This window comes from Pseudomonas paraveronii, from assembly GCF_963681955.1.
In the GTDB taxonomy this organism is placed as follows: Bacteria; Pseudomonadota; Gammaproteobacteria; order Pseudomonadales; family Pseudomonadaceae; genus Aquipseudomonas; species Aquipseudomonas paraveronii.
In genome coordinates, this window is record NZ_OY817130.1 from 2496319 (window position 1) to 2518565 (window position 22247).

Genomic DNA, 22247 nt, shown 5'->3' on the forward strand with positions numbered 1-22247 from the left:
GGCACTCGACGCGGCGGCGCTGCAGGAGCGTGCGACTTCGTTGGCGGTGGCCACCATTTCGTTGAACGCGGTGCTCACCAGTTCCACCGCTTCACGCTGGCGGCCGGCGGCCTGGTTCATGTTGTTGGCCACTTCGCGGGTGTCGGCGGCGGCGGTTTGCAGGTCGGATGAAGCACTGCCGATGCGCTGTACCAACTGGGCGATCATGCTCAGGAACTGGTTGAACCAGCCGGCCAGGCTGGCGGTTTCGTCCTTGCCTTGCACCTTGAGTTGACGGGTGAGGTCACCTTCACCTTCGGCGATTTCTTGCAGGCCGTCGGCGACCCCGCGAATCGGGCGCACAATCATGCTGGCGAAGCTCGCACCGACAATCGCGAAGACGACGGCGAGTACCGCTGCGATGGCCGCGATCAGCCAGGTCAGACGCGTGGCGTCGGCCATCACTTCGTCGCGCTTGATCAGGCCGATAAAGCGCCAGCCCAAGTCTTTGGAACTGACCACGTTGGCCATGTAGGCCACGCCATCGATATCGACTTGGGTCACGCCGTCGCCGCGCTTGGCCAGTTCGGCGTAGTTGGCGCCGAGTTCGGTCATCGGCTTGAAGTTGTGCTTGGCATCGCTGGGGTCCACCAGCACGTTGCCGTTGGCTTCCACCAGCATCAGGTAGCCGCTGTCGCCCAGCTTGATGTTGCGCACCAGCTCGGTGAGCTGCTTGAGCGAGACGTCCAGTCCGACCACGCCGAGCAGGGTGCCGCTGGCGTCGACCACGGTATGGACCGTGCCGATCAACACCACATCGTCCGGCGCCCAGTAGTAGGCCCCGGTCCGCACGGTGGTGCCCGGTGCGGCCACGGCGGCTTTGTACCAGGGGCGCACGCGCGGGTCGTAGTTGTTCAGTTTGGTGTCGTCAGGCCAGCTCGCATAACCGCCATCGCTCAGGCCCAGGGACAGGTAGGCGGTACTCGGATGGCTTTTGGCGAACTGCTCGAATATCGCCAGCAGCTCTTTATTCGTCGGCGTCAGCGCGATTTGCGCAGCGTCGGCACCGGCGTAGTTCTTCAGCTCCTTGGCCGCGACAACGCGCGGGTCTTTGGCCACGTACTCGACGTTCTGGCTGATGCCGTCGAAGAACTGCTTCATGCCGTTATCGATCTGACGGATCTCGCGGCCGCTGCTGTCGAGGAAATTGGCCACAGCCGCCTCGCGCAGGTTCAGCACCACCAGCACCGCCACCAGGATAACCGGCACGCACGCGATGGCCGCAAACGCCCAGGTCAGCTTTTGCTTGATATTCATGACTTCTCCCGCGGGTATTTATAGTTTTGGCAAGGGGAAAACAGTAGCGTCGCATGTGTTTTTATGAGGGGTGCGGCCATGCGTACCCCTTATATCGACCGCCGGGGCACGCACTTGAGGCCGTGGGTGCGTTCAGCCGATACGGTTGCCGCCCAGCGCATCACGCTGCATCGACTGCAGGTTTTTCTCGATGGTTTCGCAGATGGATTCCATCTGGATCTGGTGCTCGCTGGAGTGAAACGGGCTTTGCAGGTCGGTGCCGATGCGTTCGATGGCCAGCAGCATGAAGCCCACCACCGTGGACGCCAGCGGGGTGAACCAGCCCAGGGATTCGACCAGGCCCACCGGCACGATCAGGCAGAACAGCGAAATGAACAGGCGCGGGAAGTACACGTAAGGGTAGGGCAGCGGGGTATTGGCGATGCGTTCCATGCCGCCCTGGGCGTTGGACAAATCCACCAGAGTCGACTCCAGCCGCGCCAGACGGATACTGTCCAGGCGCCCGGCCTTGTATTCCCTGGCCAACAGCGCCGCCGAGCCGGTGAGGATGTCATTGGCGAAGTTGTTGGTGGCGCCGTTGCGCGCAAATTCCTCGGCCGGGATAAACGCCCGCACCTCATCGGGGCACGGCTGGCCCTTGAGGTGGGAGGCCAGGCAGTTCACGTAGGCCACATGGCGACGCAACAGGGTGGCCTTGACCGGGTTCACGTCGCTGCCAAGGTCATCCAGCAGCGTCAGCACCTGCCGCGCGAAACTGCGCGAATTGTTAACCATGGCGCCCCATAAGGTGCGCGCTTCCCACCAGCGGTTGTAGGCACTGCTGTTACGAAAACTGATCAGCACCACCAGCGCTGAGCCGAGCAAGGTCAGCGGCATCAACGGCAGGTTGATCTTGGCGGTGAGAAACAGCATGAAGTCCACGGTGACGGCGACGTCCCACAGCAACAGCCAGAACAGGGCCCAACCGACATACCCCATGGTTTTGATGATCAGGCGGTATTTTTCGATGATGGCGGCTTTCAAACGGAGACCTCGCGGCGAGCGATAAGCAACAGTGCCTAAGCTCGGACGGTGGTTTGCGGTGAAAGGTTCGGCGGCGGGGGCAACGCGTCGGATCAAATCAATGATTGCGCCCGTCGAGCGGGGTAGAGAGCAAGGACCACCACCATGCTATGCTCGAAAAGCTCACTGAGGGATTTCAAATGACGAGTACAACCGATGTCAGTATTGCCAGCAAAGTGCTCAGGCTGGCTAAAGCGCATCATGTCACCGCCGAACGTGACAGCATCAGTCGAATGGCGGTTGCTATCACCGGACTGGCTGGCGATGTGGTCGAATTGGATGGCGTGGAACAGTTATTGGTCAACCTTAAGCGCAAGGGTATTTTGAGCAAGTCGGAAACCCTCGCACTTCAGGGCAGTTATCTTCAGGAGAAGCGCCGCGCCAAGAAGAAACTCAGCGCATGAGTTTTGATCCTTTTGGAGACTTCGACACCGCTGGATATCTTCAGAATGCGTTACAGCTTAAAGATCCTGTAGAGGTCAAGGAATCCGAGCATCTCTCGTTTGAGCTGAGCATGGAAGATGCACTGGATTATTTGGCCAGGAAAAAACCGATTGATTACAAGTCGGTGCTCAAAGTACACCAAATCTTGTTCTCTGATTTCTATCACTGGGCGGGTAAAGATCGAAATGATCTGGTGCCGCATCTTGCCGTATTCAAGGCTTTCCACGACGATCCTCGGCATACTGTTTTTGAGCATCCGGGCTCAATCAAACGCTCGATTGACTATGCGCTTGAACTGGCGTCGAACAAGAAACGCTTTAGAGAACGCCCTGGCGATGTGATGGGGCAATTGGCATTTGCACACCCTTTTCTTGATGGTAATGGGCGCACGATTTTGCTTGTTTTCATGGAACTTTGTTATCGAGCAAAGTTCGCTATTGAGTGGTCGAAAACGAGTAAGGACGATTATCTTCGCGCACTTAGCGAAGAGATTGGGGCACCTTTCAAAGGGCATCTGAATAACTACTTGAAACCCTTTGTTGTCGATATCGCCCACCGTGATGAATGGCCTGGGATGATAGGTGGCATCAAGGGGCTGGATGGTCTGGATAAAGAAGGGATAACTTACGAAAATCTAGACAATCCTGAGGTTCAACAGATCTACAAAGTCTATCGAGCGCAGATGATCGATACGCTCCCGCCCGCAAAAAAATAAAGTAGTGATGTAATGCTCTCTGATCAGTTGTACTGATCCTATCGTTTACCGTTGAGCCAAAATACTCGCCAGCAACCCAGGAAAGCGCGCCTCAAGCACATCCGCGCGCAGCGAATTCAGATGAGTGGTGCCGACGCTGCGGGTGTGGACCAGCCCGGCATCGCGCAACACGCGAAAGTGGTGGGACATGCTGGATTTCGGCCGCCCGCCGTCCAGTTCGCCGCAGGTGGCTTCGGGTACGCCGGCCAGGCAGCGGACGATTTCCAGGCGCACTGGGTCGCTCAAGGCGTAGAGCACGCGTTCGAGGGTCAGGTCTTGTTGGGCGGGGTGTTTGAAGGCTCGCATAAAACAAATGATAACAGGGCTAGCGTTGAATACCATAGTTCGAATACCATCGAACTATCGAATCACGCACTTGCCCCTGGAGATTCCCGATGGCTGCTCTGTTTGAACCCTACAAGCTTAAAGACGTGACCTTGCGCAACCGCATCGCGATCCCGCCGATGTGCCAGTACATGGCCAACGACGGCATCGTCAACGACTGGCACCATGTTCACCTGGCCAGCATGGCCCGTGGCGGCGCGGGTTTGCTGGTGGTCGAAGCCACCGCAGTGTCCCCTGAAGGCCGTATCACCCCCGGTTGCGCGGGTATCTGGAGCGACGCCCACGCTCAGGCGTTCGTGCCGATGGTCAAGGCCATCAAGGCTGCTGGCGCGGTACCGGGCATTCAGATCGCCCATGCCGGTCGTAAGGCCAGTGCCAACCGCCCGTGGGAAGGCGACGATCATATCCCCGCTTCAGATGTGCGCAGCTGGGAAACCATTGCACCGTCGGCCATTGCGTTCGGCGCCAACCTGCCTAACGTGCCGCGCGCCATGACCCTGGACGACATCGCCCGGGTGCGCCAGGATTTCGTCGACGCCGCCCGCCGTGCCCGCGACGCCGGTTTTGAATGGATCGAACTGCACTTTGCCCACGGCTACCTGGCCCAGAGCTTTTTCTCCGAGCATTCCAACCAGCGTACCGATGCCTACGGCGGCAGCTTCGATAATCGCAGCCGTTTCCTCCTGGAAACCCTGGCCGCTGTGCGTGAAGTCTGGCCGGAAAACCTGCCGTTGACCGCGCGTTTCGGTGTGATCGAATACGACGGCCGTGACGAGCAGACCCTGACCGAATCCATCGAGTTGGCCCGTCGCTTCAAGGCCGGTGGCCTCGACCTGCTGAGCGTCAGCGTCGGCTTCACCATTGCCGACACCCAGATCCCGTGGGGCCCGGCGTTCCTGGGGCCGATCGCTGAGCGCGTGCGCCGCGAAGCCGGTATCCCGGTCACCTCGGCCTGGGGGTTTGGCACGCCGCAACTGGCAGAAGGTGCGTTGCAGGCCGGGCAGGTGGACTTGGTCTCGGTGGGGCGTGCGCATCTGGCTGATCCGCATTGGGCGTACTTTGCCGCCAAGGAGCTGGGGGTAGAGAAAGCGTCCTGGACCTTGCCTGCGCCGTATGCCCATTGGTTGGAACGCTATCGCTGAGGTAGCCGCTCAGCAAGACCTGTGGGAGATGTTGAGCCCCGGCGAGGCCGCGATAGTGGTGGGTCAGGCAGCAACAATGCTGGCAGAACCACCGTCATCGAAGCCTCGCTGGGGCTCGACATCTCCCACATTCGATCTCCAGGGCTGACGGAAAGTGTTCTGCCCCCACCTTGCGGGCACTGTCGAGTCCCACATTTGATCTTCATGGCCGTCGAACGAGGGTAGATCTTACAACGGCGTCAGCACATTCATCACCGTATCCAGCGCTACCCGCGTGTCATCCAGTTGCACCAGCGAAGCATGCCGGGCGCCGAGGGCGTCGCGGTTCTGGATCGCGGTGAGGATCGCCTTGTGGCGGGGCAGGCTCAGGCCCTGGATATCCGGGCGGCGGTTGGTGATGTTGATCGACTCGCGCAGCGGCAGCGACAGCATGTTGCACATGTACGCCAGCAGGTCGTTGCGCGTGGCGTCGGCAATCGCACGGTGGAAGTCCAGGTCGGCCTGCAACAGCGCGTCGTGGGTCTGCGCGGTTTCCATGCCGAGGTAGGCTTTTTCGATGGTGGTGATGTCTTCGTCGGTGGCCGTGGTCGCGGCCATGGCGGCGATTTCCGGTTCGAGGATGCGCCGCACACCGGCCAGGGTGTTGAAAAACTCGCTATGGGGCGTGGACTGCATCAACCAGGACAGCACGTCCGGGTCGAGCAGGTGCCACTTCACCCGAGGCCGCACCACCGCGCCCACTCGGGGCTTGGAATACACCAGGCCCTTGGCGCTGAGCACTCGCGTGGCCTCACGCAACACCGAGCGGCTGACCTTGTACTCCTCGCACAGCGTGGCCTCCATGGGCAGTCGTTCTTCTGGTTTGAAGCGACCGGAAACGATGTGCATGCCCAAGTCCTGGACGATCTGGGCATGCATGCTCTTGCGCGGCTTGGACGGCTGGTGATCCATAACGACAGGGATGCTCTGGCTAAATAGGCGGCATCATAGCATCCCAATTAGTGGGAATGACGTGGGACTTCGGCCCCACGGCAACCCACCAGGAAATCGAAGTCGCAGCCCTGGTCCGCCTGCAGCACATGGTCGATGTACAGCTGGCGATAGCCGCCGACGATCAACTTTTGCGGGGGTTTCAGGTCGGCCATGCGCGCCGCCAGCTCGGCGTCGGGGATGTCCAGGTGCAAGCGCCCGTTGGCGCAGTCGAGTTCGATCCAGTCACCTTCCTGCACCGTGGCCAACGGCCCGCCGGCAGCGGCTTCCGGTGCCACATGCAAGACCACCGTGCCATATGCCGTGCCGCTCATGCGCGCATCGGAAATCCGCACCATGTCGGTCACGCCCTGGGCCAGCAGCTTGGCCGGCAGGCCCATGTTGCCGACTTCGGCCATGCCCGGGTAACCCTTGGGCCCGCAGTTCTTCATGACCAGGATCGAGTTGGCGTCCACGTCCAGGTCCGGGTCGTTGATACGCGCCTTGTACATGTCGAAATCCTCGAACACCACGGCGCGGCCACGGTGCTGCATCAACGTCGGGCTGGCGGCCGACGGCTTGAGCACCGCGCCCAGCGGGGCGAGGTTGCCGCGCAGCACACAGATGCCGCCGTCGGCGCGGATCGGGTTGTCGAGGGTGCGGATCACTTCGTCCTGGCCGTAGATCGGCGAATCCTTGGTGTTCTCGCCCAACGACTTGCCGTTGACGGTCAAGGCGTTCGGGTGCGGGATCAGGTTGGCTTCGCCGAGACGGCGCAGCACCGCCGGCAGGCCGCCAGCGTAGTAGAACTCTTCCATCAAGAAACGCCCGGACGGTTGCAGGTCGACGATGGTCGGCATGCCGCGCCCGATGCGCGTCCAGTCGTCCAGATCGAGCTCGACACCGATGCGCCCGGCGATGGCTTTGAGGTGGATCACCGCATTGGTCGAGCCGCCGATGGCCGCATTCACGCGGATCGCGTTTTCAAAGGCTTCCTTGGTGAGGATCTTCGACAGCTTCAAGTCTTCGCGCACCATCTCCACCGCACGCATGCCGGACATATGCGCCAGCACATAGCGCCGTGCATCCACCGCCGGGATCGCCGCGTTGTGCGGCAGCGACGTGCCGAGTGCCTCGGCCATGCAGGCCATGGTCGACGCGGTGCCCATGGTGTTGCAGGTGCCCGCCGAACGCGACATGCCGCCCTCGGCCGCGAGGAAGTCATCCAGGGTGATGGTGCCGGCCTTGACCTGTTCGCTGAGCTGCCACACCACCGTGCCCGAGCCGATGTCCTGGCCCTTGTGTTTGCCGTTGAGCATCGGCCCGCCGGTGACCACGATGGCCGGCACGTCGCAACTGGCCGCGCCCATCAGCAGCGCCGGGGTGGTCTTGTCGCAGCCGGTCAGCAGCACCACGCCGTCGATGGGGTTGCCGCGAATCGCTTCCTCCACGTCCATGCTCGCCAGGTTGCGCGTGAGCATGGCGGTGGGGCGCAGGTTCGATTCGCCATTGGAGAACACCGGGAATTCCACGGGGAAGCCGCCGGCCTCGATCACGCCGCGCTTGACGTGCTCGGCGATCTGGCGGAAGTGGGCGTTGCACGGGGTCAGCTCGGACCAGGTGTTGCAGATACCGATGATCGGTTTGCCATGGAACTGATGGTCGGCGATGCCCTGGTTCTTCATCCAGCTGCGGTACATGAAGCCGTTCTTGTCGGCGGTACCGAACCACTGGGCGGAGCGCAGGCCAGGTTTTTTATCAGACATGATGGTTTCTCTTATTGTATGACTATATGTTCTCTGTGCGGCTAAACATAAGCGCAAAATGTTCGGTTTGGAAGTGTTGTTTCGTAAATAGTACTACTATATAGTCGATCTCAACTGAGGTATTGCCCTGGCGGATTTTCGCGAGAGGCGTCCCCCGAGCTTCTATAAAAACAACAATCGGAGATCGACTCCCATGAGCCAGGAACTGCGGCTTATACGGCGCATCACGCTGAAACTGATTCCCTTCCTCATCCTGCTGTACCTGATCGCCTACGTGGACCGCTCCGCCGTGGGGTTCGCCAAGCTGCACATGGGCGCCGACGTCGGCATCGGTGATGCGGCCTACGGCTTTGGCGCAGGCCTGTTCTTCATTGGCTATTTCCTGTTCGAGATCCCCAGCAACCTGATGCTCGATCGCTTCGGCGCACGGCGCTGGTTCGCCCGGATCATGATCACCTGGGGCACCATCACCATCGGCATGGCGTTCGTGCAGGGGCCACAGAGCTTCTATGTGATGCGCTTTCTGCTCGGCGCGGCGGAGGCGGGGTTCTTTCCCGGCGTTCTGTACTACATCACTCAGTGGTTCCCGGTGCGCCATCGCGGCAAGATCCTCGGGCTGTTCATCCTCTCGCAACCGATCGCAATGATGATCACCGGCCCGGTCTCCGGCGGCCTGTTGGGCATGGACGGCACCCTCGGGCTGCACGGCTGGCAATGGCTGTTCATCGTCATCGGCACCCCGGCGATCCTGCTCACCTGGCCGGTGCTGCGCTACCTGCCGGACGGCCCCAAGCAGGTCAACTGGATGAGCGAGGACGAAAAAGCCTGGCTCACCGGCGAACTGGCCAAGGACCTGCAAGCCTACGGCCAGACCCGCCACGGCAATCCACTGCACGCCCTCAAGGACAAGCGCGTGCTGCTGCTGGCGCTGTTCTACCTGCCGGTGACCCTGAGCATCTACGGGTTGGGCCTGTGGCTGCCGACGCTGATCAAGCAGTTCGGCGGTACGGACCTGGTCACCGGCTTTGTCTCGGCGGTGCCGTATATCTTCGGGATCATCGGGCTGTTGATCATCCCGCGCAGTTCCGACCGTTTGAACGATCGCTACGGCCACCTGGCGGTGCTTTACGTACTGGGTGCCATCGGCCTGTTCTGCAGTGCCTGGCTGAGTGTGCCGGTGCTGCAAATGGCGGCGCTGTGCCTGGCGGCGTTCGCGATGTTTTCCTGCACGGCGGTGTTCTGGACCCTGCCCGGGCGGTTTTTTGCCGGGGCGAGTGCGGCGGCGGGCATTGCCTTGATCAATTCGGTGGGCAACCTCGGCGGCTATATCGGCCCGTTCGTGATCGGCGCGCTCAAGGAATACACCGGCAACCTGGCCTCGGGCTTGTACTTCCTGTCCGCAGTGATGGTGTTCGGCTTGCTGCTGACCGGCGTGGTCTACCGTCTGCTGGAGCGCAAGCATGTGCTGCCGGCCGAGCAATTCGCCGCGAGCGCCCGTGGCGCCACGCGTACTTAATCGATTATCAGGAGAAGCGGCATGCGTTTAGTTCAGTTCGAGTTGCGCAACGGTGAGCGTCGGGTCGGCGTGGTGGAGGGTAGCCAGGTACGCGAAGTGCTCAGCGCGCACAGCGTGCGCGAGTTGGCGCTGGCCGCAATTGAAGCGGGTGTGGGCCTGGCGCAGCAGGTGCAGAGCCTCGGCCTGGGCGCCAGTCACACCTACGCCGAGCTGCTCGCCGACCTGAAGATCCTGCCACCGCTGGACCACCCGGACCCGGCCCATATGCTGATCAGCGGCACCGGCCTGACCCACCTGGGCAGCGCGTCGGCGCGGGACAAGATGCACCAGCAGGGCGGTGACGACAGCGCGCTGACCGACACCATGCGTATCTTCAAATGGGGCGTGGAGGGCGGCAAACCGGCGGCCGGCCAGGCGGGCGTGCAACCGGAGTGGTTCTACAAGGGCGATGGCAGCATCGTCGTGCGCCCCGGCGCGGCGTTCCCGGTGCCGCCCTTTGCCGAAGACGCCGGCGAAGAGCCGGAGATCGGCGGGCTGTATGTGATCGGCCACGACCGCAAGCCCTATCGCGTGGGTTTTGCGGTGGGCAACGAGTTCTCCGACCACGTGATGGAACGCAAGAACTACCTGTACCTGGCCCATTCCAAACTGCGCAGTTGCAGCTACGGCCCGGAGTTGCGCGTGGGCGAGTTACCGCAGCATCTGGCCGGCACCAGCCGCATCCTGCGCAACGGCGAAGTGATCTGGCAGAACGAATTCCTCAGTGGCGAGGCCAATATGTGCCACAGCCTGGAAAACCTTGAGTACCACCACTTCAAATACAGCCAGTTCCTCAAACCTGGCGATGTACACATTCATTTCTTCGGCACCGCGACCCTGTCATTCGCCGACGGTATACGTACCCAACCGGGCGATGTGTTCGAGATCAGCCAGGCCGAGTTCGGCGCGCCGCTGGTCAATCGTGTCGGCAGTGCTAACGCCGTCTTCGCACCCGGCGACGTCATCACCCTTTAAAGGAGAGCCACATGTCCCAGTTCCTTGGCCACAACTACATCGGCGGCCAGCGCAGCGCCAACGGCAGCCTCACGCTGCAGAGCATCGATGCGGCGACCGGCGAAGCCTTGCCCCAGGATTTCTACCAGGCGACCCCGCAGGAAGTCGACGCCGCCGCCAAGGCCGCGGCAGCGGCTTACCCGGCGTACCGCGCCCTGAGTGCAGCGCGCCGCGCGCAGTTCCTTGACGCGATCGCCGATGAGCTGGACGCGCTGGGCGATGCCTTCGTCGAGCTGGTCTGCCGTGAAACCGCACTGCCCGCTGCCCGTATCAAAGGCGAGCGCGGCCGCACCAGCGGGCAGATGCGGCTGTTCGCCACGGTGTTGCGCCGCGGCGATTTCTACGGCGCGCGCATCGACAAGGCACTGCCGGAGCGCCAGCCGCTGCCACGCCCGGACCTGCGCCAGTACCGCATCGGCCTGGGCCCGGTCGCCGTGTTTGGCGCGAGTAACTTTCCCCTGGCGTTTTCCACGGCAGGCGGGGATACCGCCGCCGCGCTGGCGGCCGGTTGCCCGGTGGTGTTCAAGGCCCACAGCGGGCATATGGCCACGGCCGAGCGCGTCGCCGATGCGATCATTCGCGCGGCCGAGGCTACCGAGATGCCGGCGGGCGTGTTCAACATGATCTTCGGCGGCGGCGTCGGTGAAGCGCTGGTCAAGCACCCGGCGATCCAGGCGGTCGGCTTTACCGGCTCGCTCAAGGGCGGGCGCGCCTTGTGCGACATGGCGGCGGCACGCCCGCAGCCGATCCCGGTGTTCGCCGAGATGTCGAGCATCAACCCGGTCATCGTGCTGCCCCAGGCCCTGCAGGCGCGGGCCGAAACCGTGGCACGCGAGCTGACCGCCTCGGTGGTGCAAGGCTGCGGCCAGTTCTGTACCAACCCCGGGCTGGTGATCGGCCTCGCGTCGCCCGCCTTCAGCGCGTTCACTCAGCAGGTGGCGCAACTGATCGGTGATCAGCCGGCGCAGACCATGCTCAATGCCGGCACCTTGAGCAGCTATGGCAAGGGCCTGGAAAAACTGCTGGCACACCCCGGCATCCAACATCTGGCCGGTCAGGCTCAAGCCGGGCATCAGGCGCGGCCGCAGTTGTTCAAGGCCGATGTCAGCCTGCTGATCGACGGCGATGAAGTGCTGCAAGAGGAAGTGTTCGGCCCCACCACGGTGTTCGTCGAAGTCGCCGACCAGGCCCAGCTCAGCGCCGCCTTGCATGGCCTGCACGGCCAGCTCACGGCGACGATCATCGGCGAGCCGGCCGACCTGCAGCAGTTCGCCGAACTCACGCCGCTGCTGGAACAGAAAGTCGGGCGTATCCTGCTCAACGGCTACCCGACCGGCGTGGAAGTCTGCGACGCAATGGTCCACGGCGGCCCGTACCCCGCGACGTCGGATGCGCGGGGCACCTCGGTCGGCAGCCTGGCCATCGACCGCTTCCTGCGCCCGGTGTGTTTCCAGAACTACCCGGACAGCCTGCTGCCCGACGCGTTGAAAAACGCCAACCCATTGCGTATCCAGCGCCTGGTGGATGGCACGCCGTCACGCGACGCGCTGTAACGCGCACCTGAGAACAATAACAATCCAGGAGGCAACATGTCGTTTCACGCCGTCAGCGCACACCGTGCGCAACTGGGGGAGGGCCCGTTCTGGGACGTGCCCACCCAGGCCCTGTATTGGGTCGACATCGCCGGCAAACAGGCGCTGCGCCTGATGGACGGGCAATTGCAGGCCTGGCAGTTGCCGGAGCATGTGTCCGCGTTTATCCCGTGTGAAAGCGGCGATGCGCTGGTGACCTTGAGCAGCGGCGTGTATCGACTGAACCTCGCGACCGAAGCCTTGCGCCTGTTCTGCGTGGCCGACCCGCACGCGGGCAACCGTGGCAATGAAGCGCGCTGCGACGCCCAGGGCCGCCTGTGGCTGGGCACCATGCAGAACAACCTCGGCGAGCACGGCGAAGACCTGCCCGTTACACGACGTTCCGGCGGGCTGTTTCGCGTGGATGCCGATGCGCGGGTCACGCCGTTGCTGCACGGCCTGGGCATTCCCAACACCTTGCTGTGGAGCGAGGACGGCGCCCAGGTGCATTTCGGCGACAGCCTCGACGGCACGCTGTATCGGCACGCGATCCAACCGAACGGCCAACTCGACCCAGCCCAAGTGTGGTTCGGCCCGCACGGGCGCGGCGCGCCGGACGGCTCGGCGATGGACAGCCAAGGCTATCTCTGGAACGCACGCTGGAACGGCAGTTGCCTGCTGCGCCTGACGCCGGAGGGTGAAGTGGATCGGATCATCGAACTGCCCGTCAGTCGCCCCACCAGTTGCGTGTTCGGCGGCCCCCACCTCACCACCCTGTACATCACCAGCGCCGCCAGCCCTCTTGATCACCCCCTGGATGGCGCGGTGTTTGCCATCGAGGTCGATGTGCCCGGTAAACCCTGTCACCGCTTTGCCGGCTGAACGCTGTACCGCTTCACCCCTGTAGGAGCGAGCTTGCTCGCGAAAAACGTTAACGATGACGCGCGCATCCTGAATGCACGCGGCGCTCTCTGGCTTTTCGCGAGCAAGCCCGCTCCTACAAAAGAAAACAACAATAAGGAGTCAACCGTATGAATCGTCGTCGTGCTATCCGTTCCTTGTGCTGCGCCGCTGTGGCGGTCTCGGCCATCAGCTTGAGTGGGCTGTCGCTGGCCGCTGAAGCAGTAAAAATCGGCTTTTTGGTCAAACAAGCCGAAGAACCCTGGTTCCAGACCGAATGGGCCTTCGCCGAAAAAGCCGGCAAGGAACATGGTTTCAGCGTGATCAAGATCGCCGTGCCCGACGGCGAGAAAACCCTCTCGGCCATCGACAGCCTGGCCGCCAACGGCGCCAAGGGTTTTGTGATCTGCCCGCCGGACGTGTCCCTCGGCCCGGCGATTGTCGCCAAGGCCAAAGCCAACGGCTTGAAAGTGATCGCCGTGGATGATCGTTTCGTCGACGCCAAGGGCAATTTCATGGAGGACGTGCCGTACCTGGGCATGGCCGCTTTTGAAGTCGGCCAGAAGCAAGGCGCGGCGATGGCCGCCGAGGCGAAGAAACGCGGCTGGGACTGGAAGGACACCTACGCGGTGATTACCACTTTCAACGAACTCGACACCGGTAAAAAGCGCACCGACGGCTCGATCAAATCCCTCGAAGAAGCGGGCATTCCCAAGGACCACATCCTCACCGCCGCGCTCAAGACCCTCGACGTGCCCGGCAGCATGGACGCCACCAACTCGGCCCTGGTCAAGCTGCCCAGCGGCGCGAAAAACCTGATCATCGGCGGCATGAACGACAACACCGTGCTCGGCGGCGTGCGCGCTACCGAAAGCGCCGGCTTCAAAGCCGCCAACGTGATCGGCATCGGTATCAACGGCACCGACGCCATCGGTGAGTTGAAGAAGGCCAACAGCGGCTTCTTCGGTTCGATGCTGCCCAGCCCGCACATCGAGGGCTACAACACCGCGCTGATGATGTACGAGTGGGTCACCACCGGTAAGGAACCGCCGAAGTACACCGCGATGGACGAAGTGACGCTGATCACCCGCGCCAACTTCCAGGAAGAACTGACCAAGATCGGGCTGTGGAAATGACCGCAGCGGCACTGCGCTTTGACGGCATCGGCAAAACCTTCCCCGGGGTCAAGGCGCTCGACAGCATCAGTTTCACTGCCCTCCCGGGGCAGGTCCACGCGCTGATGGGCGAGAACGGCGCGGGCAAGTCGACGCTGCTGAAAATCCTCGGCGGCGCCTACATCCCGAGCAGCGGCAACGTGCAGATCGGCGCGCAGACCATGGCCTTCAAATGCGCGGCCGACAGCATCGCCAGCGGCGTCGCGGTGATCCACCAGGAGTTGCATCTGGTGCCGGAAATGAGCGTCGCCGAAAACCTGTTCCTCGGGCATTTGCCGGCGCGTTTCGGCGTGGTCAACCGCCGGCGGCTGCGCGAGCAGGCGCTGGCCTGCCTCAAGGGTCTGGCCGATGAAATCGACCCGCAGGAGAAGCTCGGCCGCCTGTCCCTGGGCCAGCGCCAATTGGTGGAAATCGCCAAGGCGCTGTCGCGTGGCGCGCATGTGATCGCTTTCGATGAACCGACCAGCAGCCTGTCGGCCCGCGAGATCGACCGGCTGATGGCGATCATCACGCGCCTGCGCGACGAGGGCAAAGTGGTGCTGTACGTGTCCCATCGCATGGAAGAAGTGTTCCGCATCTGCGACGCGGTGACGGTGTTCAAGGACGGCCGCTACGTGCGCACCTTCGACGACATGAGCGCGCTGAGCCACGACCAGTTGGTCACCTGCATGGTCGGTCGCGATATCCAGGATATCTACGACTACCGCCCGCGCGAGCACGGTGACGTGGCGCTCAAGGTCGACGGTTTGCTCGGCCCCGGCCTGCGCGAGCCGATCAGTTTTGACGTGCGCAAGGGCGAGATCCTTGGCCTGTTCGGCTTGGTCGGCGCCGGGCGCACCGAGTTGTTTCGCCTGCTCAGCGGCTTGCAGCGCGCCACGGCGGGGCAGTTGGAACTGTGCGGCGAAAGCCTGAACCTGCGTTCACCCCGCGACGCCATCGCCGCCGGCGTGCTGCTGTGCCCGGAGGACCGCAAGAAGGAGGGCATCATCCCGCTGTCCAGCGTGGCCGAGAACATCAACATCAGCGCGCGCGGCGCCCATTCCCGGTTTGGCTGGCTGCTGCGCGAGGGCTGGGAGCAGGGCAACGCCGGCCGGCAAATCAGCGCGATGAAGGTCAAGACCCCAAGCGCCGAGCAGAAAATCATGTACCTGTCCGGCGGCAATCAGCAGAAGGCCATTCTCGGCCGCTGGCTGTCGATGCCGATGAAGGTGCTGCTGCTGGACGAGCCGACGCGGGGCATCGACATCGGCGCCAAGTCGGAGATCTACCAGATCATCCATGACCTCGCGGCCAGCGGTATCGCGGTGATTGTGGTGTCCAGCGACCTGATGGAGGTGATGGGGATTTCTGACCGCATTCTGGTGCTGTGCGAAGGCACTTTGCGCGGCGAACAACGGCGCGAACACGCCACTGAATCCAACTTGCTGCAACTGGCCTTGCCGCGTGGCCTGGCGAACTGAGAGACGACTATGACGACCCAACACAACGCGTTGCCGACGGCACGCAAACCCTTGGATATGCGCGCGCTGCTCGACAACTGGGCGATGTTGCTCGCGGCGCTGGGGATTTTTCTGCTGTGCGCCTTGCTGATTGACAACTTCCTCTCGCCGCTGAACATGCGCGGGCTGGGCCTGGCGATTTCCACGGTGGGTATTGCCGCCTGCACCATGCTGTTCTGCCTGGCGTCGGGGCACTTCGACTTGTCGGTGGGCTCGGTGATCGCCTGCGCCGGCGTGGTCGCGGCGATTGTGATGCGTGACACCGACAGCGTCCTGCTCGGCATCGGCGCGGCGCTGCTGATGGGCCTGATCGTCGGGCTGATCAACGGCATCGTCATCGCCAAGCTGCGGGTCAATGCGCTGATCACCACCTTGGCGACCATGCAGATCGTGCGCGGCCTAGCCTATATCTTTGCCGACGGCAAGGCGGTGGGGGTGTCCCAGGATCAGTTCTTCGTGTTCGGCAACGGCCAGTTATTGGGCGTGCCGGTGCCGATCCTGATCACCATCGTCTGCTTCCTGTTCTTCGGCTGGCTGCTCAACTACACCACCTACGGGCGCAACACCATGGCCATCGGCGGCAACCCGGAAGCCGCGCTGTTGGCCGGGGTCAACGTGGACCGCACGAAGATCCTGATCTTTGCCGTGCATGGCCTGATCGGCGCGTTGGCCGGGGTGATCCTCGCGTCACGCATGACCTCGGGCCAGCCGATGATCGGCCAGGGCTTTGAGCTGACGGTGATTTCCGCCTGCGTACTCGGCGGGGTGTCGTTGAGTGGCGGCATCGGCATGATCCGCCATGTGATCGCCGGGGTGCTGATTCTGGCGATCATCGAGAATGCGATGAACCTGAAGAACATCGACACCTTCTACCAGTACGTGATCCGCGGTTCGATCCTGCTGCTGGCGGTGGTGATCGACCGTATGAAGCAACGCTGAGCACCTTCCTCTGCATTAGCGGAAGAACTCGCCGGGAGTGGCGTCGAATTGTTGGCGAAACGCGTTGATAAACGCCGACGTGGATTCATACCCACACGCCAACGCCACATCCGTCACCCGCTCGCCTTGCTCCAGGGCGGGCAGGGCGCTGAGCAGGCGCAAGCGCTGGCGCCAGGCGCGGAAGGTCAGCCCGGTGTCACGCAAAAACAGGCGGCTGAGGGTTTTCTCGCTGACCGCCAGCTTGCGGCTCCAATCCCCCAGGGTCGTGGGTTGCTCCGGGTGCAGGTTCAAGCTGCGATAGATCTGCCGCAAGCGCGGGTCCAGGGGCAACGGCAGCATCAAATCGACCTGGGGCGCCGCCGCCAGTTGGTCCAGTATCACCTGGGCCAGCCTGCCGTCCGGTCCCGCTTCGGCATATTCCACCGGCAGTTCACTGAAGCGGCGGATCAACTCGCGCAACAAACTGCTCACCGCCAACACTTGGCAACGTTCGTCCGCCCACCCAGTGACGCTGCAATCCAGGTACAGGCTGCGCATCTCCGTGTGCGGCGAGCTGTAGACCCGATGCGGCATGCCCGCCGGAATCCACACTGCGCGCTGCGGCGGCGCGACGAAGCGGCCGACGCTGGTCTGAATCTCCAGCACCCCGGAAATCGCGTAGGACAACTGCACCCACGGGTGGCTGTGCCGGCGGGTCAGGGCGCGGTTGGGCAAGGATTCGGTGCGCCCGTACACCGGGCGTGGCAGGCTGGAAAGCCCGGGCACGCTGCGGCGGACGGTCTTGTCATGTCCTTTAGGCGGCATTTACTGGCTCATTGGCGTTAGTCGGTAATAAAACGTTACGTTAGAGTCGTGATGACGCTCTTGGCAACCCCGGAAGATCCTGCTTATGACTCGCCCGCGCTTTCTGCCCGACAATTTCACCCTGACCCTGATCGCCACGGTGGTCCTCGCGTCCTTGCTGCCCGCCAGCGGCCAGACCGCCGTGGCCTTCGGCTGGGTGACCAACCTGGCCATCGCGCTGCTGTTTTTCCTGCACGGCGCCAAGCTGTCGCGCCAGGCCATCGTTGCCGGGGCCGGTCACTGGCGCCTGCACCTGTTGGTGTTCAGCCTGACCTTTGTGCTGTTCCCGCTGTTGGGCCTGGCGCTCAAGCTGCTGTTGTCGCCGCTGATCGGCAAAGACCTGTACATGGGCATGCTCTATCTGTGCGCGTTACCGGCCACGGTGCAGTCGGCGATTGCCTTTACGTCGCTGGCGCGCGGCAATATCCCGGCGGCGATTTGCAGCGCGGCGGCGTCGAGCCTGTTCGGGATCTTCCTCACGCCGTTGCTGGTGACGCTGCTGCTGAATGTCCACGGCGAGAGCGGTTCGACCGTCGACGCCATGCTGAAAATCAGCGTGCAACTGCTGCTGCCGTTCATCGCCGGGCAGATCGCCCGCCGCTGGATCGGCGAGTGGGTCGGTCGCAACAAGGCCTGGCTGAAGTTCGTCGACCAGAGCTCGATCCTGTTGGTGGTCTACGGCGCGTTCAGCGAAGCGGTCATCCAAGGCATCTGGCAGCAGATTCCGCTGTGGGAACTGGGCGGCCTGGTGGTGGCCTGCTGCGTGTTGCTCGCTCTGGTATTGGTGGCGTCCACGCTGTTGGGCAAGGCCTTCGGTTTTAACCAGGAGGACCGCATCACCATCCTGTTCTGCGGTTCGAAGAAAAGCCTGGCCACCGGGGTGCCCATGGCCCAGGTGCTGTTCGCCGGCGCGACTATGGGCGTGTTGATCCTGCCGTTGATGCTGTTTCACCAGATCCAGTTGATGGTGTGTGCGGCGTTGGCGCAGCGTTATGCTCAGCGCCCGGAAAGCATTCCGGAACTGATGGGGCAGGTCGACCCGTGAGGGGGCTACGCTGATCCTGCCGAGGGCGATTTATCCCGGATGAGCGTCAACAGCCGAGCGAGAAACCTATAGAATGTTCGGCGGCGGCGCTTGTCCTGGGTGGCCGTTCGATCATCGTCAGAGTGCCTCGCCCTTCAATGAGCCTTTCAACCGCAACGCCCCGTGCCAACTGGCAACCGGTCATCGCCCTCGCGCTGGCCGCCTTTGTGTTCAATACCACTGAATTTGTGCCCGTTGGCCTGCTCAGCGCCATCGGCGCCAGCTTCGACATGCCGATCGCCAGCGTCGGCCTGATGCTCACGATCTATGCCTGGATCGTGTCGCTGACCTCGCTACCGGTGATGCTGCTGACGCGCAATATCGAACGGCGCAAGCTGCTGATCGTGTTGTTCGGCCTGTTCATCGCCAGTCACATCCTCTCCAGCGTCGCCACCAGCTTTGGCCTGCTGATGGTCAGCCGGATCGGCATCGCCTTGTCCCACGCGTTGTTCTGGTCGATCACCGCGTCCCTCGCGGTACGCCTGGCGCCGGCTGGCAAACAAGTGCAAGCCCTCGGCCTGTTGGCCACCGGCACGTCGCTGGCGATGGTGTTGGGCATTCCCCTTGGTCGCCTGCTCGGCGAAGCGATGGGTTGGCGCACCACGTTCCTGGTGATTGCGGCATTCGCCGCGGCCCTGGTGTTCTGGCTGGCGCGGACCTTGCCGCTGTTGCCGAGCCAGAACTCCGGCTCCCTGCGCAGCCTGCCGCTGCTGTTCAAACGCCCGGCACTGGTGGCGCTCTACGTGCTCACCGCCATGGTGATCACCGCGCAATTCACCGCCTACAGCTATATCGAACCGTTTGTCGAACGCGTCGCCGGCCTGAGCGGTAACGTCGTGACCCTGTTCCTGCTGGTGTTCGGCGGTGCGGGCATCATCGGCTCGCTGTTGTTCAGCCTGGTACACCGGTTCAGCCCGCATCTGTTCGTGGTCGGCGCGGTGTTCCTGCTGGCCGCGTGCCTGGCACTGATGCTGCCGTTGAGCGGGGCCGAATCCTACCTCGTCGGCCTGAGCGTGTTCTGGGGCATGGCGATCATGGGCTTCGGCCTGGCCATGCAGTCCAAAGTCCTGGTGCTCGCGCCGGACGCCACCGACGTGGCCATGGCGATGTTCTCCGGGATCTACAACATCGGTATCGGCGGCGGCGCGTTGATGGGCAGTTGGGTCGGCAGCCACTTCGGCTTCGCCTGGATCGGCGCGGCGGGCGGGTTGTTGGCGGCGCTGGCGTTGATCGGCTATTGCCTGGCGATCCGGCGGTTTGGGCAGGGCGTCGCGCGCGACTAAAACCAGACAAATCTTACAAGGCGCCTTGACGCCCGTTGCTACCGTCACCCAGGACCTCCCACATCCTGTGGTGACGGCGATTGCCACGCCCTTCGAGCAGGGCCGTGGCGTTTGAAAAGCAATGGAGTCGATTGTGCAAAAGCGTTTGACCGCAGAGTTTGCAGGTACCTTCTGGTTGACGTTCGGCGGGTGTGGCAGTGCCATTCTGGCGGCGGCATTCCCGGAACTGGGGATCGGTTTTCTGGGAGTGTCCCTGGCGTTCGGGCTCACTGTACTGACCATGGCCTACGCGGTCGGCGGTGTCTCGGGCGGGCACTTCAACCCGGCGGTGACCATTGGCCTATGGGCCGGGCGCCGCATTCCCGGCGTCGATGTGCTGCCCTACATAGCCGCTCAGGTCGCGGGTGCGATCGTTGCCGCCGCCGCCCTGTTTGTGATTGCCAACGGGCAGCCAGGCTTTGAAGTGGGTGGTTTTGCCGCCAACGGCTATGGCCCGCTGAGCCCCGGCCAGTTCGACATGAAGGCGGCATTGCTGGCCGAACTGATCGCTACGTTCTTCTTTGTGCTGATCATCATGCGCGTGACCGCACCGGGCGCGGTTGCCGGCTTTGCGCCGATTGCCATCGGCCTGGCGCTGACCTTGATTCACCTGATCCTGATCCCCGTCACCAACACCTCGGTCAACCCCGCGCGCAGCACCGGGCCGGCGTTGTTCGCTGGCGTCGAGTACCTGGCGCAACTCTGGGCGTTCTGGCTGGCGCCGATTGCCGGTGGCGTGTTGGGTGCGTTGGCGGCGCGTGGGTTGGAGGAGCGCAGCCCGGCTTGAATCGAGAACGGGGGAATCAAGCGCATTCCCCCGGCTAAAGGGTCCCTGTACGTTGCGAGAGACGGCGCTGGCGCCAACGTGAAGACGCTGGCTTCCGCCGGTTCACGCCTGTTCCTCGCCTCGCAACTGCACGCTCATCGCATCGCAACTCTGCGCCCAGTCGCTCAGCCACTGCGGCATGGGCGGCGAGGCTTCGTCCAACCCCAGTTCACGCAAAAAATCCGCCGGGGGCAGGGTGCCCTTGGCTGAGCGGAACAGCCCGCGCATCACCACCACGCCGACCACCCGACCTTTGCTGACGAAACGGTGCTCCATCAGGCTCCACTTGTGGTCCCAGCCGAGCATGCGGGTGTGTACCTCGAACACCTCGAATAACTTGAGCTCGCGGCGAAACTTGCCCCAGGTATCGCCCACGATCGGCAGCGCCTTGTTGCGCAGGGCCACGCGAAACGCGCCGGTGCGCAAGACAAAATCCATCCGCGCAACGTCCGCCAGGGAGAAGTAGCGGCCATTGGTGACATGCCGGTTGAGATCCAGGTCCAGCGGCCACACCCGCATGCGCACCACGGTGGTCGCCAGGCCATGGGCAGGTTTGCGCCAGGGGCGACGGCAGAGCATGTACAGCAATCGAAACCAGAGATTCATAGAGACGCCAAACAGTTAATCAGTGGCAGCACTGTAAGGGCGCCAAATCGGCTAAGGTAGGTGCGCAAATGACTTATTACATGCCAAAAGCGCAAAAAAGGTCCATGAATGCACATTACCTTGCTCCTGGCCGATCACTGTTCCGCCGCCAGCGCCACCCTGGCCCTGGAAATGCTCAGCGCCGCCAACCTGTTTGCCGACAGCCCGCCCTTCGAGGTTGTGGTCGCGTCCCTGGACGGCCAGGCCGTGAACGCCTGGGGCGGGCAGCGTCTGCAAGTGGACTGTTCGACCGCGCAGATCGGGCAGACCGAGCTGGTGTTGATCCCCGGCTTTCTCTTCACCTTGAAAGAGGCTTTGCCGACGTTTGCCGCCTTCGGCCCCTGGCTGCGCGAACAGCATGGGCGCGGCGCTGTGCTGGCTTCGATGTGTACCGCCGCCTTTGTGTTGGCTGAAGCCGGTGTACTGCAAGGCTTGCATGCCACCACCCACTGGGCCTTTGCCGAACTTTTCCGGCGACGCTACGCGGACGTGATCCTCGATGACGCGCTGATGCTCTGCGAAGAAAACCGCGTGATTACCGGTGGTGGTGCCAGTGCGGCGATGGACCTGATGCTCCACCTGATCCGCCGCTTCGGTTCGCCGGAACTGGCTCACACCTGTGGCAAATACCTGCTGATCGACACGGTGCGCACGGTGCAGTCGGTGTACGCCATGTGGTCGTTGCCCAAGAACCATGGCGACGCGCAGATACTGCGCGTGCAGCATTGGCTGGAGCAGCACTGCGCCCAGACGCTGGCGATTGACGACGTGGCCGGGCGCTTTGGTTTTGGTGTGCGCAATTTCAAGCGGCGTTTCAAGGAAGCCACCGGTTATACACCGATCGCCTATGTGCAGACCCTGCGCCTGGAGCGCGCCAAGCAGATGCTGGAATCGACGCGCATGACCCTCGAAAGCATCACCTACGCGGTGGGCTATGAAGACAGCAACTCGTTTCGGCGCCTGTTTCAGCAGCGGGTGGGGATGCTGCCGGCGGCGTATCGCAAGCGATTTCAAGCCAACAACCGATGAGCAGACGAAAAAAAACCGGCTGATCAGGCCGGTTTGGGGTGTTCCGCAAACAGCGCGGGGTCAGGCG

At 62.9% G+C, this 22247-nt stretch carries 20 protein-coding genes and 1 pseudogene; 14 read left to right on the top strand and 7 right to left on the bottom strand.

Annotation, left to right across the window (positions count from 1 at the left end; translation table 11 throughout):
- Positions 1-216: 216 nt before the first annotated feature.
- Both U5A08_RS29885 and U5A08_RS11360 read right to left on the bottom strand, forming a co-directional pair.
- Positions 217-1296: pseudogene (locus tag U5A08_RS29885) on the bottom strand (HAMP domain-containing protein); the annotation flags it as partial.
- A 132-nt stretch (positions 1297-1428) separates the two neighbouring features.
- Positions 1429-2319 carry a bestrophin family protein gene (locus U5A08_RS11360; protein WP_321851578.1) on the bottom strand — a complete coding sequence of 297 codons (891 nt, stop codon included), beginning with the start codon at positions 2317-2319 and terminating at the stop codon, positions 1429-1431.
- Between the two features lie 179 nt (positions 2320-2498).
- Here U5A08_RS11360 and U5A08_RS11365 point away from each other — a divergent pair, with 179 nt between their 5' ends.
- Positions 2499-2762 (top strand): hypothetical protein, encoded by a 264-nt coding sequence (locus tag U5A08_RS11365; RefSeq protein WP_253400368.1) that lies wholly within the window; start codon positions 2499-2501, stop codon positions 2760-2762.
- The gene (locus U5A08_RS11370; RefSeq protein WP_321851580.1) at positions 2759-3517 is read left to right on the top strand and encodes a Fic/DOC family protein; all 759 of its coding nucleotides are present in this window, start codon (positions 2759-2761) and stop codon (positions 3515-3517) included. The genes U5A08_RS11365 and U5A08_RS11370 overlap by 4 nt, the downstream gene beginning before the upstream one ends.
- 45 nt (positions 3518-3562) lie before the next feature.
- Here the strand turns inward: U5A08_RS11370 and U5A08_RS11375 are convergent, their stop codons facing one another.
- Entirely contained in the window at positions 3563-3898 is a 336-nt protein-coding gene (locus tag U5A08_RS11375; RefSeq protein ID WP_373423807.1) for an ArsR/SmtB family transcription factor, read from the bottom strand.
- A 53-nt stretch (positions 3899-3951) separates the two neighbouring features.
- Between U5A08_RS11375 and U5A08_RS11380 the strand changes: the two genes are divergently transcribed.
- Complete coding sequence (locus tag U5A08_RS11380; protein ID WP_253394935.1) at positions 3952-5043, top strand: NADH:flavin oxidoreductase/NADH oxidase; 1092 nt, start codon at positions 3952-3954, stop codon at positions 5041-5043.
- A gap of 228 nt (positions 5044-5271) precedes the next feature.
- On the opposite strand, the gene U5A08_RS11385 is transcribed toward U5A08_RS11380, so the two are convergent.
- Positions 5272-5994, bottom strand: a complete 723-nt coding sequence (locus U5A08_RS11385; RefSeq protein WP_253394937.1) for a FadR/GntR family transcriptional regulator — start codon at positions 5992-5994, stop codon at positions 5272-5274.
- 47 nt (positions 5995-6041) lie between these two features.
- Complete coding sequence (locus tag U5A08_RS11390) at positions 6042-7778, bottom strand: IlvD/Edd family dehydratase (protein WP_253394940.1); 1737 nt, start codon at positions 7776-7778, stop codon at positions 6042-6044.
- 193 nt (positions 7779-7971) lie between these two features.
- Here U5A08_RS11390 and U5A08_RS11395 point away from each other — a divergent pair, with 193 nt between their 5' ends.
- The 7 genes from U5A08_RS11395 (at position 7972) to araH (ending at position 16431) form a co-directional block, all read left to right on the top strand.
- Positions 7972-9294, top strand: a complete 1323-nt coding sequence (locus tag U5A08_RS11395; protein ID WP_253394942.1) for an MFS transporter — start codon at positions 7972-7974, stop codon at positions 9292-9294.
- 21 nt (positions 9295-9315) lie between these two features.
- Positions 9316-10308 carry an AraD1 family protein gene (gene araD1, locus U5A08_RS11400; protein WP_321851583.1) on the top strand — a complete coding sequence of 331 codons (993 nt, stop codon included), beginning with the start codon at positions 9316-9318 and terminating at the stop codon, positions 10306-10308.
- An 11-nt stretch (positions 10309-10319) separates the two neighbouring features.
- The gene (locus tag U5A08_RS11405; RefSeq protein ID WP_321851585.1) at positions 10320-11900 is read left to right on the top strand and encodes an aldehyde dehydrogenase (NADP(+)); all 1581 of its coding nucleotides are present in this window, start codon (positions 10320-10322) and stop codon (positions 11898-11900) included.
- A 36-nt stretch (positions 11901-11936) separates the two neighbouring features.
- On the top strand, positions 11937-12800 hold the full coding sequence (locus U5A08_RS11410) for an SMP-30/gluconolactonase/LRE family protein (RefSeq protein ID WP_321851586.1): 864 nt from the start codon (positions 11937-11939) through the stop codon (positions 12798-12800).
- A 149-nt stretch (positions 12801-12949) separates the two neighbouring features.
- Positions 12950-13954, top strand: coding sequence for a substrate-binding domain-containing protein (locus U5A08_RS11415; RefSeq protein ID WP_253394950.1), 1005 nt, complete (start codon positions 12950-12952; stop codon positions 13952-13954).
- A complete protein-coding gene (gene araG / locus U5A08_RS11420; RefSeq protein ID WP_321851589.1) occupies positions 13951-15453 on the top strand; it encodes an L-arabinose ABC transporter ATP-binding protein AraG in 1503 nt (500 codons plus the stop codon). Before U5A08_RS11415 ends, araG begins: the two co-directional genes overlap by 4 nt.
- 9 nt (positions 15454-15462) lie before the next feature.
- Positions 15463-16431 (top strand): L-arabinose ABC transporter permease AraH, encoded by a 969-nt coding sequence (gene araH, locus U5A08_RS11425; protein WP_253394952.1) that lies wholly within the window; start codon positions 15463-15465, stop codon positions 16429-16431.
- Between the two features lie 15 nt (positions 16432-16446).
- On the opposite strand, the gene U5A08_RS11430 is transcribed toward araH, so the two are convergent.
- The gene (locus tag U5A08_RS11430; protein ID WP_253394954.1) at positions 16447-17235 is read right to left on the bottom strand and encodes an AraC family transcriptional regulator; all 789 of its coding nucleotides are present in this window, start codon (positions 17233-17235) and stop codon (positions 16447-16449) included.
- A gap of 85 nt (positions 17236-17320) precedes the next feature.
- Here U5A08_RS11430 and U5A08_RS11435 point away from each other — a divergent pair, with 85 nt between their 5' ends.
- From U5A08_RS11435 to aqpZ, 3 genes are all read left to right on the top strand, one after another.
- Positions 17321-18319: a bile acid:sodium symporter family protein gene (locus U5A08_RS11435; RefSeq protein WP_321851592.1), complete on the top strand. Its 999-nt coding sequence runs from the start codon at positions 17321-17323 to the stop codon at positions 18317-18319.
- Between the two features lie 137 nt (positions 18320-18456).
- Positions 18457-19641: a sugar transporter gene (locus U5A08_RS11440; protein ID WP_253394958.1), complete on the top strand. Its 1185-nt coding sequence runs from the start codon at positions 18457-18459 to the stop codon at positions 19639-19641.
- Between the two features lie 121 nt (positions 19642-19762).
- The gene (gene aqpZ / locus U5A08_RS11445; protein WP_321851594.1) at positions 19763-20467 is read left to right on the top strand and encodes an aquaporin Z; all 705 of its coding nucleotides are present in this window, start codon (positions 19763-19765) and stop codon (positions 20465-20467) included.
- A gap of 102 nt (positions 20468-20569) precedes the next feature.
- Here the strand turns inward: aqpZ and U5A08_RS11450 are convergent, their stop codons facing one another.
- Complete coding sequence (locus tag U5A08_RS11450; protein ID WP_247403831.1) at positions 20570-21112, bottom strand: acyl-CoA thioesterase; 543 nt, start codon at positions 21110-21112, stop codon at positions 20570-20572.
- A gap of 108 nt (positions 21113-21220) precedes the next feature.
- Here U5A08_RS11450 and U5A08_RS11455 point away from each other — a divergent pair, with 108 nt between their 5' ends.
- Positions 21221-22180 carry a GlxA family transcriptional regulator gene (locus U5A08_RS11455; protein WP_321851596.1) on the top strand — a complete coding sequence of 320 codons (960 nt, stop codon included), beginning with the start codon at positions 21221-21223 and terminating at the stop codon, positions 22178-22180.
- Positions 22181-22247 lie beyond the last annotated feature (67 nt).

Bases quoted from the DNA above. Each gene is read 5' to 3' on its own strand.
- U5A08_RS11435 (WP_321851592.1), top strand. From the start codon at position 17,321: ATGACTCGCCCGCGCTTTCTGCCCGACAATTTCACCCTGACCCTGATC.
- U5A08_RS11440 (WP_253394958.1), top strand. From the start codon at position 18,457: ATGAGCCTTTCAACCGCAACGCCCCGTGCCAACTGGCAACCGGTCATC.
- U5A08_RS11390 (WP_253394940.1), bottom strand. From the start codon at position 7,778: ATGTCTGATAAAAAACCTGGCCTGCGCTCCGCCCAGTGGTTCGGTACC.
- U5A08_RS11370 (WP_321851580.1), top strand. From the start codon at position 2,759: ATGAGTTTTGATCCTTTTGGAGACTTCGACACCGCTGGATATCTTCAG.
- U5A08_RS11450 (WP_247403831.1), bottom strand. From the start codon at position 21,112: ATGAATCTCTGGTTTCGATTGCTGTACATGCTCTGCCGTCGCCCCTGG.
- U5A08_RS11385 (WP_253394937.1), bottom strand. From the start codon at position 5,994: ATGGATCACCAGCCGTCCAAGCCGCGCAAGAGCATGCATGCCCAGATC.
- U5A08_RS11410 (WP_321851586.1), top strand. From the start codon at position 11,937: ATGTCGTTTCACGCCGTCAGCGCACACCGTGCGCAACTGGGGGAGGGC.
- U5A08_RS11405 (WP_321851585.1), top strand. From the start codon at position 10,320: ATGTCCCAGTTCCTTGGCCACAACTACATCGGCGGCCAGCGCAGCGCC.
- aqpZ (WP_321851594.1), top strand. From the start codon at position 19,763: ATGGAGTCGATTGTGCAAAAGCGTTTGACCGCAGAGTTTGCAGGTACC.
- U5A08_RS11380 (WP_253394935.1), top strand. From the start codon at position 3,952: ATGGCTGCTCTGTTTGAACCCTACAAGCTTAAAGACGTGACCTTGCGC.
- U5A08_RS11365 (WP_253400368.1), top strand. From the start codon at position 2,499: ATGACGAGTACAACCGATGTCAGTATTGCCAGCAAAGTGCTCAGGCTG.
- araD1 (WP_321851583.1), top strand. From the start codon at position 9,316: ATGCGTTTAGTTCAGTTCGAGTTGCGCAACGGTGAGCGTCGGGTCGGC.
- U5A08_RS11415 (WP_253394950.1), top strand. From the start codon at position 12,950: ATGAATCGTCGTCGTGCTATCCGTTCCTTGTGCTGCGCCGCTGTGGCG.
- araH (WP_253394952.1), top strand. From the start codon at position 15,463: ATGACGACCCAACACAACGCGTTGCCGACGGCACGCAAACCCTTGGAT.
- U5A08_RS11395 (WP_253394942.1), top strand. From the start codon at position 7,972: ATGAGCCAGGAACTGCGGCTTATACGGCGCATCACGCTGAAACTGATT.
- U5A08_RS11430 (WP_253394954.1), bottom strand. From the start codon at position 17,235: ATGCCGCCTAAAGGACATGACAAGACCGTCCGCCGCAGCGTGCCCGGG.
- U5A08_RS11375 (WP_373423807.1), bottom strand. From the start codon at position 3,898: ATGGTATTCAACGCTAGCCCTGTTATCATTTGTTTTATGCGAGCCTTC.
- araG (WP_321851589.1), top strand. From the start codon at position 13,951: ATGACCGCAGCGGCACTGCGCTTTGACGGCATCGGCAAAACCTTCCCC.
- U5A08_RS11455 (WP_321851596.1), top strand. From the start codon at position 21,221: ATGCACATTACCTTGCTCCTGGCCGATCACTGTTCCGCCGCCAGCGCC.